Raw genomic sequence first — 15,443 nt, forward strand, 5'->3', positions numbered from 1 at the left:
AAAATGAGATAAATCGTTGACTTTTATTAGTTAAAGGTTTATACTGAAAGGCGAAAACGGTAGGTGAGGCTACCATAGGGATACGGATGACTACCGCAAAGCAGTGGAGACACTACTCGTTGGTCAACAGTCCTGGTCGCGAAGGTCAAGACTAAGCTCATTACATCGCCCTATGGAGTTAAAGCTTGAACGAAAACAGATCATAAGTTTTTTAGTCCTGCCATTTTATGGCAGGATTTTCTGCTGTTTTAAAACAAAGAAAGGAGACAAACGATGCAAATTGACGATCATCCAGAACCGCACATACACAGCCAATCGCTGATTTGTGTCGTTCTGTCCCTATAAAGTGATTGGTCTCTGTGTATGATACTCTTCGAAAATCAAATTCAAACCACGTCAACGTCGCCTTGCCGTACTCAAGTACAGCCTGTGGCTAGTTTCCTAGTTTGCTCTTTGATTTTCATTGAGTATGAAATCACCATTCATACAGATAGGAGAAACCAATGAAAACTACAAAAGAAAGACTAGCAGCAGCTATTCAAACTCCATTTAAAGATAGTCTAGTTTTTTACCATACAAGTCTAAAAGGCTTAGACCAAGAACAAGTCGAAGAAAACCGTGACCTATATGGTGAAAACACCATCACAAAAGGTCAAGAGGATTCCATCTTTAAAAAGATTTATGAGTCTATTATCAATCCTTTCACAATCATTTTGCTTGTGATTGCCTTTATTTCTCTCGTTACAAACGTTTGGCTTGCCAAACCTGGCCAAGAGGACCCTACGACCTCTATTATTATCGTTGTCTTGGTTTTGATTTCAGGAGGCATCCGTTTTGTCCAAGAGTTGCGGAGCGACAAGGCGACAACCAATCTTTCAAAAATGATTGTCAACACTGCAACTGTTATTCGCGATGGTCTTGAACAAGAGTTGCCAATCGATGAGTTGGTTGTGGGAGACCTCGTGAAATTGAGCGCTGGAGATATGATTCCAGCAGATGTCATCTTATTTGAATCACGCGACTTTTTCGTTCAACAGTCAGGTTTGACTGGAGAAAGTGATGCAGTTGAAAAGCTAGCTTTAAATAAAGCCACTGGTCAAAATGTAGATAGCCTCTTAGAAGCAGAATCTTTGGCCTTTATGGGGACAAACGTTATCTCAGGAAGTGCTACAGCTATGGTCCTAGCGGTTGGTGATGACACCATGATGGGAGCCATCGAGCAAACTCTCAACACCTATGATGAGCCAACTTCTTTTGAACGTGAAATGAACAGCATTTCTTGGCTCTTGATCCGTTTGATGCTTGTCATGGTTCCAATCGTGTTTTTCGCAAATGGATTGACCGACGGAGACTGGTTAGAGGCTGGAGTATTTGCCTTGAGCGTGGGTGTCGGACTGACACCAGAAATGCTTCCGATGATTATTACAGCCAGCTTAGCCAAAGGTTCCATTATCATGGCCAAGGAAAAGGTAGTCATCAAAAAACTCAATGCTATCCAGGACTTAGGAGCAATCGATATCCTATGTACGGATAAAACTGGAACTCTTACGCAAGATGAGATTGTCTTAGAATACCCATTGGATATCCATGGCGATTTGGATATGGCAGTCTTAAGAAGAGCTTATCTAAATTCACATTTTCAAACAGGTTTGAAAAACTTGATGGACCGTGCCATCATCAGTAGAACTGAAAAAGAAGCCAAGGAACACACTATCCTACAAAATCTCGATACCAGTTTCCAAAAAATCGACGAGCTTCCATTTGACTTTGAGCGCAGACGCATGAGTGTTATCGTCAAAGATGATAGCAATGTTGTTAGTATGGTAACCAAAGGCGCCTTGGAAGAAATGTTGACCATTTCGACACATGTGGAATATCGTGGAGAAGTCATCCCTCTTACTGAAGACATTCGCCAAGAAGTACTGGCGGAAGTTGGTCAATTAAACCGTCAAGGTTTACGTGTATTAGGTGTTGGTTACAAGTCAGGTCTACGTGAAGATTATGCCTATGCTGTGACTGATGAAAGTGACATGATCCTTACGGGTTATCTTGCCTTCTTGGATCCACCAAAACCATCTGCAGCACCCGCTATCCAAGCTTTGCTTGAGCATGGTGTCAGAACAAAGATTTTAACTGGGGATAATGAAAAAGTAACCCAAGCCATCTGTGAAAAGGTTGGTTTGGATGTTGAGCGGATGCTTTTGGGAGCTGATATCGACCAAATGACAGACCAAGAATTGGAAGAAGCGGTTGAAAGTGTAACAGTCTTTGCCAAATTGTCTCCTGACCAAAAAGCTCGAATTATTCTACAATTGAAGAAAAATGGTCATGTCGTTGGTTATATGGGAGATGGGATTAACGACGCTCCATCCATGAAGGTGGCTGATGTTGGAATTTCTGTAGATACAGCAGTTGATATCGCCAAGGAAACTGCGGATGTTATTTTGCTAGACAAGGATCTCATGGTCCTTGAAACTGGTATCGTTGAGGGCCGCAAGGTCTACGCCAACATGACCAAGTACATCAATATGACCGTTAGTTCAAACTTTGGGAATATCTTCTCACTCCTTGTTGCGAGTATCTTCTTACCATTTTTACCAATGGCTCCTGTTCATCTTATTGTCCTAAACCTTGTCTATGATTTGTCTTGTGTGGCATTGCCATTTGATAATGTGGATCAAGACTTCCTTAAACAACCCCATACATGGGAAGCAAAATCTATTACTAGATTTATGGTTTGGATGGGCCCAATCTCATCTGTCTTTGATATTTTGACCTTTATTTTCCTCTACTTTATTATTGTTCCTTTGGTGACAGGCCACCATTATGTTCATGGGTCAGAATCTGCCCTTCAGTTTATTATCTTATTCCAAACAGGATGGTTCATTGAATCTATGTGGTCTCAAACCATGGTTATCCATATGCTTCGTACGGCAAAAGTTCCTTTTGTACAAAGCAGACCAGCTTGGCTTGTAATCTTGACAACCTTGGTTGCCGCAATTTTCGTAACTAGTCTGCCTTATGGACCGCTAGTAAATATTCTTCGTTTAGCTCCATTAGGACTTCCTTATTTCTTGTTCCTAACCTGTATTATTTTCTTGTACATGTTTAGCGTCACAGTTATTAAGAAATTTTACATTAGGAAGTACAAAGAATGGTTATAGTTCGGTTTTTGTCAAGAAAAAAGATAGAAAACTGGAGAAAAAGTTAAATTTTTTTAAAAATAGGTCGCAAGTCGGATGTTTTTTATGGTATAATAGAATAAACTGATAGTAACATGTAGCGAAAGGGGTAGGTACATGATCAAAATTTATACAGTCTCAAGTTGTACTAGCTGTAAAAAAGCTAAGACCTGGCTCAATGCCCACCAGTTAAGTTATAAAGAACAAAACCTCGGTAAAGAGGGGATTTCTAGAGAAGAATTATTAGATATTCTAACAAAAACAGACAATGGAATTGCGAGCATTGTATCATCAAAGAATCGCTACGCTAAAGCTCTCGGAGTTGATATCGAAGATTTGAGTGTCAATGAAGTGCTTAATTTAATCATGGAAACACCACGCATCCTAAAAAGTCCAATTCTTGTTGACGAGAAACGTTTACAAGTTGGCTATAAAGAAGATGACATTCGTGCCTTCTTGCCACGCTCTGTCCGCAATGTAGAAAATGCAGAAGCACGTTTACGTGCAGCACTATAAAACATAAAGGCTGGGAGTGACTCCTAGCCTTATTTGATAGATAAATAAGGAAAAATAAATATGAAGAAGATAGTTATCGGTACAGTTGCGCTCCTATTTTTACTAGCTGGCTGTGGACAGAAAAAAGAGTCTGCGGAACCTTCTAAAGATACAACGACAGAAGCTCTTCAATCAACGTTGCCTGTTCTAGAAAATGCCAATAACAATACAGTTGTAACAAAGACGCTTGTTCTACCTGCTGACGAAAATGGGGTTCAACAAACCCAGACCATTACCTATAAGGGCAAACAGTTCTTGACCTTAACGATTCAGCAAAAACGACAAGTTTCAGAAGACCTCAAGAACTTTATTGCAGAGCATGGATTAGAGGAAGCAAAAAAGGCCTTGAAAGAAGGAGAAGACAAGGATGAATCGGTCCAAGAAGCACGTAAAATTCCTGGATTTAACCTTGAAACCAATCTTTTAAGTGAAACCGAGATTGAAACAAAAACAAGTTATGATTTTCAAGTTCTAGACGTTAAAAAGGCAAGCGAAAGCGAATATTTAAAAAATGTGGGATTGGAAAATCTACTAAAAAACGAACCAGAAGAATATATTGAAAATCGAGTTGCAAGTGGCGCGACTGTCCAGTAAGGAAGTCACAGAAAATCAGCAAAATCAGGCTGTGTCATTTGTAGAATGGCTGTGAATGTGCTATAATAGTACTATTCTAAGGAAAGAGGGTGTTAGAATGGGATTTACTGAAGAAACCGTACGTTTTAAATTGGATGATTCCAATAAAAAAGAAATTAGTGAAACATTGACAGAAGTCTATGCTTCATTGAATGAGAAGGGGTATAACCCTATTAATCAGATTGTGGGCTATGTTCTCAGTGGAGACCCAGCTTACGTTCCTCGTTACAATAACGCAAGAAATCAAATCCGTAAATACGAACGCGATGAGATTGTTGAAGAATTGGTCCGCTACTACCTTAAGGGACAAGGAGTCGATCTATAACCAATGAGAATTATGGGGTTGGACGTTGGTTCCAAAACAGTAGGAGTAGCGATTAGCGATCCGTTAGGGTTTACAGCACAAGGGCTTGAAATCATCCAAATCAATGAAGATCAAGGAGAGTTCGGCTTTGAACGACTCAAGGAATTGGTTGACACCTATAAGGTGGAGCGCTTTGTTGTTGGTTTACCTAAAAATATGAACAATACCAGTGGACCTCGGGTGGAAGCGAGTCAAGCCTATGGAGCAAAACTGGAAGAACTCTTTAGTTTGCCAGTGGAGTACCAGGATGAGCGCCTAACCACGGTTGCTGCTGAGCGCATGTTGATTGAGCAAGCAGACATTAGTCGCAATAAGCGTAAAAAAGTTATTGATAAATTGGCAGCTCAGTTGATTTTGCAAAATTATTTAGATAGAAAATTTTAAGACAGAGGAGAAACTATGTCACACGATCACAACCACGATCACGAAGAACGTGAACTTATTACACTTGTAGATGAGCAAGGAAACGAAACTTTATTTGAAATCCTTTTGACTATCGACGGAAAAGAAGAATTTGGTAAAAACTATGTTCTTCTTGTACCAGTTAATGCAGAAGAAGATGAAAACGGTGAAGTTGAAATCCAAGCATACTCATTCATCGAAAATGAAGATGGAACTGAAGGTGAATTGCAACCAATCCCTGAAGATTCAGAAGATGAATGGAACATGATTGAAGAAGTCTTCAACAGTTTTATTGAGGAGTAAAAACATCCGGGGGATGTTTTTAGCCCAGTTCCTTGAAATAAGAAAGAACTGGTAAGTCCGGGGAACGTTTTTAGCCCTGCGCTAGAAAATAGAAACGCAGGTAGTCTGGTAGACTGTATCAGCCCAGTTCCTCGAAATAAGAGAGAACTGGTAAGTTCGGGGAACGTTTTTAGCCCTGCGCCAGAAATTAGAAACGCAGGAACGTCCGGGGGATGTTTTTAGCCCTGCGCTAGAAAATAGAAACGCAGGTAGTCTGGGGGACTGTATCAGCCCAACTCCCAGAAACTGGAGAGAGTTGGAACGTCCAGTGGACGTTTTTAGCCTGACGCTAAAAATAAAATTTAGCTAGTATCTAGCAAAATGAGTAAAAAGCGAAGAGAATCTTCGCTTTTTTGTTAAGGAGATAAGCATGATTGAAGTAGAAAAATGGCTTAATAGTCGGATTGGCTTGAATTTTAGATCAGGATTGGGACGGATGCAAAGGGCGGTAGATTTGCTGGGGAATCCTGAGCAAACCTATCCAATTATCCATGTGACAGGGACAAATGGCAAGGGTTCAACGATTGCCTTTATGAGGGAACTTTTTATTTCCCATGGCAAGAAGGTTGGAACCTTTACTTCGCCCCACATTGTCAGCATCCATGATCGTATCTGTATTAATGGTGAGCCTATATCGGACACAGATTTTATTCGTTTAGCAGATCAAATCAAAGTAATGGAGCAAAGACTTTTAGAAACCCACGATCAGCTATCTTTTTTTGAGTTGCTGACCTTGATTGCTTTGCTTTATTTTAAAGAGCAAAAAGTAGATTTGGTCCTACTGGAAGTTGGGATAGGTGGACTTCTTGATACCACTAATGTGGTGACAGGAGAAATTGCAATCATCACATCAATCGGCCTCGATCACCAGGAGACCTTGGGCGATAGTTTAACAGCAATTGCAGAGCAGAAAGCAGGAATTTTTAAGCCTGGGAAATCAGCTGTGATTGCAAATTTAGCACCGGAAGCCCAACTCGTTTGTCAAAGGACAGCCACTGATTTGGGTGTAAGTCTCTACCAAGCTAATAAAGATTTTTCTTTCCGAGATGGGAACTTTTCTTCTTCTCTAGCTGACTTTAACCACCTAATATTGGGACTGGAGGGAGTATATCAGGAGGAAAATGCAGCTCTTGCCTTGCAGGCTTTTCTACTATTTATGGTACAAAGAAACGAGAAAGTAGATCAAGAAGCAGTACGTGCTGCCTTGCAAGCTACTAAATGGGCTGGAAGGCTAGAAGCTGTCACTGAGCACATCTATCTAGATGGGGCTCACAATTTACCGGCTCTAGAGCGTTTAGTTGAGTTTATCCAAGAAAAGATCCAGCAAGGGTATCAGCCTCAAATTCTTTTTGGTGCCTTGAAGCGGAAAGATTATAGTGGGATGCTTGCTTATTTAACAGAGCATTTACCTGACGCGGATCTCTATGTTACGAGTTTTGACTATCAGGGCTCCTTAGGCGAGCAAGACTTGAGTGGTTATAGAATAGTTAGTTCCTATCAAGAATTTATAGATAATTTTGAAGCTTCTGCACAAGAGAAAGACTTGCTATTTGTGACAGGCTCTCTCTACTTTATATCTGAGGTTCGCGCTTGTCTTATGAAACAAAAGTCATTTGATTGACCCTCCTATCTTCATTTGTTATAGTAAAGGTGTGGTGGCTCGGCAGGGTTATTCTGATTTTAAGCCACTAAAAGAAAGGAGACATTATGTCACTAAAAAAATTCACACTTTCTCTTGCTTCTTTGGCAAGTCTTAGTCTCTTAGTTGCATGTTCGCCAAAAGAGCAGGCAGCTCCTTCAACTCAAGCAAGTACTAGTCCGGAAGTAACGACTGCTCAGTCAGCAGAAACGACCGTTTCTAGTTCAACTGCTAGCTCAGTAACCAACATTGATGGGACCTATAAAGGGCAAGATGAGGGAGATAGCATTACTCTCGTAGTTACTGGTAATACTGGAACATGGACAGAAGTCGAAGCTGATGGTGATCAGGAAATTAAAAAGGTCACTTTTGAACCAGAAAATCAGAGAGTCTTTATTGGAGATGATATCAAGGTTTATGTAGCTGATGGCAATCAAATGATCATTGATGATATGGGTCGCGAAATTTCTGATCGTATCGTTCTAAAAAAATAGACATCTTTTGTAAGGATTTGAATCTCGTTAACACGGATTCGGGTCCTTTTTTCTTTAATCGATTTTTGGCATAAAAAAACCATACGATTAAGGTAGCTATTTTCTACCAAAAAAGTATGGAGGGATAGGTTTTATTAAAGGAACTGCTCTTGTAAAAAGTGAGCGACTCCGTCTTCTTCGTTGGTTAGTGGTAATTGCTCGTCTGCGAAAGAAAGTAGAGCGGGATTAGCATTTTTCATGGCATATCCTCTACCTGCAAAGGAGAGCATTTCTTGGTCATTGTGTTCGTCACCAAAGGCAATCAGGTTCTGTCTGTCTATATTCATGACATTGAGGAGGTATTCAAGGGCAAAGGCCTTGTGAACACCTTTTGGAGTACATTCAAGAATGTTCAAGGGACCGCCCCAAGTATTGATATTAAGCTGATGCTTGTAAAAGCTAGTCATCTCTTCTGCTAGTGCATATTTATCGTCTGCCCTAGTTTGTAATAAAATACAGTTAGGCCCCTTAGTCACTAAGTCAGGCTTGAATTGATTTTCAGGGCGAAAGTTTTCAACACCAAACAATTTAGGATCTGCAATTTCCTTGTCTGGGGATGTAATGTAAAACTTTTTACGGTATTCACCTGCGATAAAGTCTGCCTCGATATCCTCTTTTCGTTTTACGATATCCAAGAGATATTTTTTGTCCACAGTAAGGCATTTTTCATGTTTCCAAGCCCTACCAGGTAGGTGAGTGAGCGAACCGTTGAAGTTAATCATAGGAGTCTCAAGTTCAAGTTGGTCATAAAAATCTTTGGCCATACGATATGGGCGACCAGTTGCGATAACCACATGGTAGCCTTTCTTAGAAATTTTTTTAATGGTTTCTTTTGTAAAGTCAGAGAGTTTGCTTTCTCCATTAAGTAAGGTACCGTCTAAGTCCACGGCAATCATTTTTTTAGTCATAAAATCCTCCCGAATTTAGTTTCAGATAAGATGTTTCCTATTATATCAAAAAGCTGAAAGAAAAGCTGACTATAAGCAAAAATAAGAAGAATCATATCCTTTAAGAATTTTTAAAAATAAGAAAAATAGCTTGAAAATGTGAATGATTAATGATATAATAGACATATTGTTCGTAAAATGACAAAGGAGATTAAAAATGGACAAATTATTTAAACTAAAAGAGCACGGGACAGATGTTCGTACAGAGGTGCTTGCTGGTTTAACAACTTTCTTTGCAATGAGTTATATTCTCTTTGTAAACCCTCAAATGCTTTCGCAAACAGGAATGCCTGTTCAGGGTGTATTCTTGGCAACAATCATCGGTTCTGTAGTAGGAACTTTGATGATGGCTTTCTATGCTAACTTGCCATACGCACAAGCTCCAGGTATGGGACTTAATGCTTTCTTTACATTTACGGTTGTATTCGGAATGGGCTATACTTGGAAAGAAGCTCTTGGTATGGTCTTCATCTGTGGGATTATTTCACTGATTATCACATTAACCAATGTTCGTAAAATGATCATTGAGTCTATTCCTGCAACTCTTCGTTCAGCAATTTCAGCTGGTATTGGTGTTTTCCTTGCCTATGTTGGTATTAAGAATGCTGGTCTCTTGAAATTCTCAATTGACCCAGGGACTTATACTGTAGCAGGTGAAGGAGCAGATAAGGCTCAAGCAGCGATTACTGCAAATGCAGCAGCTGTTCCAGGATTGGTAGATTTCAATACTCCAGCAGTATTGGTAGCTATTGCAGGTCTTGCCATTACAATCTTCTTTGTTGTCAAAGGTATTAAAGGTGGGATCATTCTTTCTATTTTGACTACTACAGTTCTTGCGATTGCGGTTGGTCTTGTTAATTTGTCAGGAATCGATTTTGCTAGCAACAATCTTTCAGCAGCAGTTAATGACCTAGGAACTTTATTTGGTGCAGCCCTTGGTTCAGAAGGTTTGGGTTCTCTGATTTCAAATACTTCACGTTTACCTGAAACCTTGATGGCCATTCTTGCCTTCTCATTGACTGATATTTTTGATACAATTGGTACTCTTATCGGTACAGGTGAAAAAGTTGGGATCATCGCATCAAGTGGTGAGAACAATGAATCAGCTAAATTGGATAAGGCTCTATATTCTGACTTGGTGGCGACATCAGTTGGTGCCATTGCAGGTACTTCAAACGTTACAACTTATATTGAGTCAGCAGCAGGGATCGGTGCTGGTGGACGTACTGGATTGACAGCCTTAGTTGTTGCTATCTGTTTTGCTCTATCAAGCTTCTTTAGCCCACTTCTTGCCATTGTGCCTTCAGCTGCGACAGCACCAATTTTGATTATCGTCGGAATTATGATGCTCTCTAACTTGAAAAACATTCCTTGGGATGATATGTCAGAAGCTATTCCAGCCTTCTTCACATCTATCTTTATGGGATTCAGTTACTCCATTACACAAGGGATTGCTGTTGGTTTCCTAACTTACACTTTAGCGAAGATTGTTAAAGGTCAAGTTAAGGAAGTGCATGTCATGATTTGGATTTTAGACGCTCTGTTCATCTTGAACTACATTAGCATGGCTCTAAACTAAAGATAAAAACTTTAAAAAAGAAGGAGGAAACTCCTCTTTTTTTATTACTAGAAATGTCGCAAAAGAAAACTTTTTGGTATAATAATAACATGCACATAAAAAATGAAGATGAACTAATCGCTCTTGGACAAGAGTTGGGTAGTCTACTTGAAAAAAATGATGTATTGATTTTAACTGGTGAATTAGGTGCTGGAAAAACCACATTAACAAAAGGTCTAGCTAAAGGACTAGGGATTCATCAAATGATCAAAAGTCCTACTTATACCATTGTTCGAGAATATGAAGGACGCCTACCCTTATATCACTTGGATGTTTACCGCATCGAAGGAGATGCAGATTCAATCGACCTTGATGAATTTCTTTTTGGTTCTGGTGTGACGGTTATTGAGTGGGGACACCTATTAGGCGAGGCTCTCCCATCAGACTATCTGGAATTAGAAATTCTTAAAGACGGTGAGGGGCGCGAGATTGTCTTTCATGCCCACGGTCAACGAGCAGCAGAACTCTTGCAGAGGTTGACAGATGGAGTATGATTTATTAATTCGTGAAGCAGAAGTTGAGGATGCTACAGAACTTATTGCACTTTTGGATCAGATTGGTCATGAATCTAGTTTTACCAGTCTGGATGAAAATGGAATTGCAATGAGTGAATCAGAGATGCAACGTTTTATTAACAAGCAGGCCCAGTCGGATAATCAGATTACTTTACTAGCTTATTTAAATGAAGAATTGGCAGGAGTGATCAATATAACGGCTGATCAACGTCCGCGAGTTCGGCATATTGGGGATATCTTTTTGGGTATCAAAAAAGCCTATTGGGGAAATGGTCTTGGTAGTATCTTGATGGAAGAAGCTATTGAGTGGGCCCAGTCGAGCGGAAGTATTCGACGTTTACAATTGACAGTTCAAAAACGAAATCTGGCAGCTGTTCATCTATATAAAAAGCTGGGCTTCATCATTGAAGGCCAGCAGGAACGCGGCGCTTGTATAGAAGGAGGAGAGTTTCTTGATGTTTACCTGATGGGTCGACTGATAGACGAATAAATATATGGCAAAAAAAATAATCGGAATGTTTTTAGGCTTTGTTCTTGTGACGGTGCTTGGTGTGGGAGCTTATGCCTATACTATCTACCAACAAAGTACACAGACTTTAGCCAAAACTTATAAACAAATCGGAGAAGAAACCAAGGTTATCGAGGCAACTGAACCATTGACAATCCTATTGATGGGGGTTGATACGGGGAATGTTGAACGTACAGATCCATGGGCAGGAAATAGTGATTCAATGATTTTGGTAACAGTGAATCCTAAAACCAAGAAAGTCGTTATGATGAGTTTGGAACGTGATATTCTGACACAAATCCAACAACCAGATGGTAGTGTTAGAGAAGCTAAACTCAACGCTGCCTATGCTGATGGTGGGGCAGAGCTTGCCATTTCGACCATTCAAAAAATGATGAATATCCATATTGACCGCTATGTGATGGTCAATATGCACGGTCTTCAAAGAATGGTTGACGCTGTCGGAGGTATCACAGTAAACAACACTCTAGGTTTCCCAATCTCTATCCAAGACCAGGAACCATTTAACACGATTTCTATCGGTGTTGGGGAACAAACCCTAAATGGTGACGAGGCGCTAGTATATTCACGCATGCGCTATCAGGATCCAGAGGGAGACTACGGTCGTCAGAAACGTCAGCGCGAAGTCATCCAAAAGATTGTTGAAAAAATTCTTAGTTTGAACAGTGTCAGCCACTATCAAGAAATTTTGAAGGCTCTTAGCGATAACATGCAGACAAATATCGAGATTACGACAACAACGATTCCTCAGTTGATGGGCTACCAAGATTCCTTTAAGAATATTGAGTCTCAGCAATTACGTGGAGAGGATGCAATGATTGACGGAATATCTTACCAAATCGTGACATCTGAGCATATGTTAGAGATGCAAAATCTTTTACGTCGTTCATTGGATAAGCCAGAAGTGACCGAATTGGAGACAAATGTAGTCTTATATGAAAATATTTATGGGCGTTTACCACAAACAACTGGTTCTGTTGCAGATCAAGAACAACAAGGCCAACAAGTACAACAAGAACAATAAGAAATGAATACTAAAATCGTAGGAATTTTCCTGCGATTTTTTCAAAGGAATCCGAATAGATAGGTAGGAGGAAAAAATGAAAGCGGAAATCATAGCTGTTGGAACAGAGATTCTAACAGGTCAAATTGTCAATACCAATGCTCAGTTTTTATCTGAAAAGTTGGCTGAAATCGGTGTTGATGTCTACTTCCAAACGGCTGTAGGAGATAATGAGTCTCGTCTCTTATCCTTGTTGGAGATTGCTAAGAATCGTAGCAATCTGGTTATCCTAACAGGAGGACTGGGACCGACAGAGGATGACTTGACCAAACAAACCTTGGCCCATTTTCTAGGGCGTGATTTAACTTTTGATGCTCAAGCGCAGGCTAAACTAGATGACTTTTTTGCTCATCGACCGGACTATGCCCGAACTCCAAATAATGAACGCCAAGCTCAAATCGTTGAGGGTTCAATCCCGCTACCTAATGAAACAGGATTAGCAGTCGGAGGCATGATTGAGGTGGCTGGCGTGACCTATGTCGTCCTACCAGGGCCACCAAGCGAACTAAAACCCATGGTTTTGAATGAATTGCTTCCGATATTGACAACTGGAGCTAAGTTGTACTCACGTGTGCTACGTTTCTTTGGCATTGGCGAGAGTCAGTTAGTAACGATTCTGTCGGATTTGATTGAAGAGCAGACAGATCCAACCTTGGCACCCTATGCAAAAACGGGAGAAGTGACTCTGCGCTTGTCTACAAAGGCTCGCAGTGAGGGCGAGGCTAGAAAATCTTTGGATCGTCTTGAGGTTCAAATTCTTGCCCGCCAGACTTTTGAAGGTGTTGCTTTAAAGGATATTTGCTATGGTTATGGTGAGGAAGCGAGTCTAGCTAGTGTAGTTGTTGAGGAGTTGAAAAAGCAGCATAAAACCATAACGGCTGCGGAAAGTTTGACAGCAGGGCTTTTTCAAGCAACTTTGGCAGACTTTTCGGGAGTGTCAGCTATCTTTAAAGGTGGTTTTGTCACTTATAGTCTGGAAGAAAAGGCTAAGATGTTAGATATTCCACAAGTAGAGTTGGAAAAACATGGAGTTGTTTCAGCCTTTACGGCGGAAAAAATGGCAGATCAGGCACGGTTTAAAACTCAATCAGACATTGGGGTTAGCTTGACAGGAGTGGCTGGTCCGGATAGTCTAGAAGGCCATCCTGCTGGTACAGTTTTTATCGGTTTGTCTCAAGCATCAGGCACAGAAGTTGTTCAGGTCAATATAGCTGGAAGAAGCCGAGCAGACGTTCGTAAAATTGCAGTCATGCATGCTTTTAACTTAGTTCGCAAAGCTTTATTAAGTGACTGACTTTTGATATAATAGAAGAAGGTTCTTAGAATCATTAAAATATAGGAGAACAAAATGGCGAAAAAACCAACAAAAAAATTAGATGAAATTGGGAAAAAATTTGGAGCTGATCGTGAAAAAGCTTTGAATGATGCCCTTAAATTGATTGAAAAAGACTTCGGTAAGGGTTCAATCATGCGCTTGGGTGAGCGAGCAGAACAAAAAGTGCAAGTGATGAGTTCAGGCTCTTTGGCACTTGATATTGCACTCGGTTCAGGTGGTTATCCAAAGGGGCGTATCATCGAAATCTACGGTCCAGAGTCATCAGGTAAGACAACAGTTGCCCTTCACGCTGTAGCGCAAGCACAAAAAGAAGGTGGAATTGCAGCCTTTATCGATGCGGAACACGCTCTTGACCCAGCCTATGCAGCAGCTCTTGGGGTTAACATTGACGAATTGCTCTTGTCACAACCAGACTCAGGTGAGCAAGGTCTTGAAATTGCAGGGAAATTGATCGACTCAGGTGCGGTTGACCTTGTGGTTATTGACTCAGTTGCAGCTCTTGTACCTCGTGCGGAAATCGATGGAGATATCGGAGATAGCCACGTTGGTCTTCAAGCTCGTATGATGAGTCAAGCTATGCGTAAACTCGGTGCTTCTATCAACAAGACAAAGACAATTGCTATCTTTATCAACCAGTTGCGTGAAAAAGTAGGGGTTATGTTTGGAAATCCAGAAACAACTCCTGGTGGACGCGCCCTTAAATTCTATGCTTCAGTCCGTTTGGATGTGCGTGGAAGTACACAAATCAAGGGAACTGGTGATCAAAAAGATACTAACGTCGGTAAAGAAACTAAGATTAAAGTTGTGAAAAACAAGGTGGCTCCACCGTTCAAAGAAGCTCTTGTTGAAATCATGTATGGTGAAGGGATTTCTAGAACTGGTGAACTCTTGAAGATTGCTAGTGATTTGGATATTATCCAAAAAGCAGGTGCTTGGTACTCATACAAGGGTGAAAAAATCGGACAAGGTTCTGAGAATGCTAAGAAATACTTGGCAGATCACCCAGAAATCTTTGATGAAATCGACCACCAAGTTCGTGTTCAATATGGTTTAATTGAAGAGGAAGAAGGTTCTAAAGCAAGTGCAGCAGCTGATGCAGATTCTAACCAAGAAGTAACACTTGATTTGGGCGACGCTCTTGAAATCGAAATTGAAGAATAAAAAGAAAAGTAGCAGTAAAACTGCTACTTTTTGTTTCATGATAACTAGTGGTCACTAAAGCGTCGGTATTCGATACGAAAGTCGAAGTAGTTCTCTTCTTGCAATTTTTGAAATATGTTCCGATAGGCCTCTTCATCAAAGTGGTCGCCACGATAGAGAATTTCGAAACTCATTCCCTCGTATTCCAAGAAGGCGTTGGCAGTTTTAAAGCCATTTTGTAAGTAAAAGTCCATGCGGGATTTTCTTTGTTCGAGATTGTCACAGTCTTCGTCTAATCGCTCCACTTCAAGAATCATCGTACGCTGGTAAAAATCAATGAGTTTTTCAATGATTTCTCTCCCGTACCCATGACTGCGGAGATGGGGCATAATGGCAAAGAAGCTGATGTAGAAAGCTTTTTGATTAGAAATGGCAAAAGCGAAGCCGACAAATTCTTCTTCGTTATAAAAGGCGAAAAAGTGGGCGTCATCTCTATCCTGGTAACTTAAAAATTCCTCCAAAGAGACGCGTTCTTCTTCAGGGAAGGCCTCCTTGTTTAATTGTTCCACTTTCTCAAGGTCTGGGAATACATCTGTAATTAACTGACTTGTTAAGCTCATACATACCCTCCTTTTCTGTCACGAT

General features: G+C 40.5%; 16 protein-coding genes and 1 riboswitch. Of the genes, 14 read left to right on the forward strand and 2 right to left on the reverse strand.

Annotated elements, in window-relative coordinates; genetic code table 11:
* Positions 1-51: 51 nt before the first annotated feature.
* Positions 52-205: riboswitch (M-box (ykoK) riboswitch) on the forward strand.
* Between the two features lie 298 nt (positions 206-503).
* The 8 genes from mgtA (at position 504) to ACWPUA_RS04495 (ending at position 7,611) form a co-directional block, all read left to right on the forward strand.
* Positions 504-3,164, forward strand: coding sequence for a magnesium-translocating P-type ATPase (gene mgtA / locus ACWPUA_RS04460; protein ID WP_454379424.1), 2,661 nt, complete (start codon positions 504-506; stop codon positions 3,162-3,164).
* Between the two features lie 135 nt (positions 3,165-3,299).
* Positions 3,300-3,698 carry a transcriptional regulator Spx gene (gene spx / locus ACWPUA_RS04465; RefSeq protein ID WP_000591164.1) on the forward strand — a complete coding sequence of 133 codons (399 nt, stop codon included), beginning with the start codon at positions 3,300-3,302 and terminating at the stop codon, positions 3,696-3,698.
* A gap of 60 nt (positions 3,699-3,758) precedes the next feature.
* Entirely contained in the window at positions 3,759-4,331 is a 573-nt protein-coding gene (locus ACWPUA_RS04470) for an SP0191 family lipoprotein (protein WP_223334117.1), read from the forward strand.
* Between the two features lie 97 nt (positions 4,332-4,428).
* Positions 4,429-4,695: an IreB family regulatory phosphoprotein gene (locus ACWPUA_RS04475; RefSeq protein WP_004250500.1), complete on the forward strand. Its 267-nt coding sequence runs from the start codon at positions 4,429-4,431 to the stop codon at positions 4,693-4,695.
* Positions 4,696-4,698: 3 nt separating this feature from the next.
* Complete coding sequence (gene ruvX / locus ACWPUA_RS04480; RefSeq protein WP_414265535.1) at positions 4,699-5,118, forward strand: Holliday junction resolvase RuvX; 420 nt, start codon at positions 4,699-4,701, stop codon at positions 5,116-5,118.
* Positions 5,119-5,133: 15 nt separating this feature from the next.
* On the forward strand, positions 5,134-5,439 hold the full coding sequence (locus tag ACWPUA_RS04485) for a DUF1292 domain-containing protein (protein WP_454379427.1): 306 nt from the start codon (positions 5,134-5,136) through the stop codon (positions 5,437-5,439).
* A gap of 409 nt (positions 5,440-5,848) precedes the next feature.
* Positions 5,849-7,099 carry a bifunctional folylpolyglutamate synthase/dihydrofolate synthase gene (locus tag ACWPUA_RS04490; protein ID WP_454379429.1) on the forward strand — a complete coding sequence of 417 codons (1,251 nt, stop codon included), beginning with the start codon at positions 5,849-5,851 and terminating at the stop codon, positions 7,097-7,099.
* A gap of 86 nt (positions 7,100-7,185) precedes the next feature.
* The gene (locus ACWPUA_RS04495; protein ID WP_454379431.1) at positions 7,186-7,611 is read left to right on the forward strand and encodes an SP_0198 family lipoprotein; all 426 of its coding nucleotides are present in this window, start codon (positions 7,186-7,188) and stop codon (positions 7,609-7,611) included.
* A gap of 134 nt (positions 7,612-7,745) precedes the next feature.
* Here the strand turns inward: ACWPUA_RS04495 and ACWPUA_RS04500 are convergent, their stop codons facing one another.
* Positions 7,746-8,558: a Cof-type HAD-IIB family hydrolase gene (locus ACWPUA_RS04500; RefSeq protein ID WP_454379433.1), complete on the reverse strand. Its 813-nt coding sequence runs from the start codon at positions 8,556-8,558 to the stop codon at positions 7,746-7,748.
* Positions 8,559-8,754: 196 nt separating this feature from the next.
* On the opposite strand from ACWPUA_RS04500, the gene ACWPUA_RS04505 reads away from it, so the two are divergent.
* The 6 genes from ACWPUA_RS04505 to recA all read left to right on the forward strand — a co-directional run bounded on the left by ACWPUA_RS04505 (position 8,755) and on the right by recA (position 14,819).
* Positions 8,755-10,176, forward strand: a complete 1,422-nt coding sequence (locus ACWPUA_RS04505; protein ID WP_036758137.1) for an NCS2 family permease — start codon at positions 8,755-8,757, stop codon at positions 10,174-10,176.
* 89 nt (positions 10,177-10,265) lie between these two features.
* A complete protein-coding gene (tsaE, locus tag ACWPUA_RS04510) occupies positions 10,266-10,709 on the forward strand; it encodes a tRNA (adenosine(37)-N6)-threonylcarbamoyltransferase complex ATPase subunit type 1 TsaE (protein ID WP_247913155.1) in 444 nt (147 codons plus the stop codon).
* Positions 10,699-11,220: a GNAT family N-acetyltransferase gene (locus tag ACWPUA_RS04515; protein ID WP_074324467.1), complete on the forward strand. Its 522-nt coding sequence runs from the start codon at positions 10,699-10,701 to the stop codon at positions 11,218-11,220. The genes tsaE and ACWPUA_RS04515 overlap by 11 nt, the downstream gene beginning before the upstream one ends.
* Positions 11,221-11,224: 4 nt before the next feature.
* Positions 11,225-12,283 (forward strand): glycopolymer--peptidoglycan transferase LytR, encoded by a 1,059-nt coding sequence (gene lytR / locus ACWPUA_RS04520; protein WP_254724686.1) that lies wholly within the window; start codon positions 11,225-11,227, stop codon positions 12,281-12,283.
* Between the two features lie 76 nt (positions 12,284-12,359).
* A complete protein-coding gene (locus tag ACWPUA_RS04525) occupies positions 12,360-13,616 on the forward strand; it encodes a competence/damage-inducible protein A (RefSeq protein WP_454379437.1) in 1,257 nt (418 codons plus the stop codon).
* 54 nt (positions 13,617-13,670) lie between these two features.
* Positions 13,671-14,819: a recombinase RecA gene (recA, locus tag ACWPUA_RS04530; RefSeq protein WP_006149228.1), complete on the forward strand. Its 1,149-nt coding sequence runs from the start codon at positions 13,671-13,673 to the stop codon at positions 14,817-14,819.
* 44 nt (positions 14,820-14,863) lie between these two features.
* Here recA and ACWPUA_RS04535 read toward each other — a convergent pair whose 3' ends face one another.
* Complete coding sequence (locus ACWPUA_RS04535; protein ID WP_006149229.1) at positions 14,864-15,418, reverse strand: GNAT family N-acetyltransferase; 555 nt, start codon at positions 15,416-15,418, stop codon at positions 14,864-14,866.
* Positions 15,419-15,443 lie beyond the last annotated feature (25 nt).

The organism is Streptococcus sp. Marseille-Q6504, assembly GCF_965111625.1.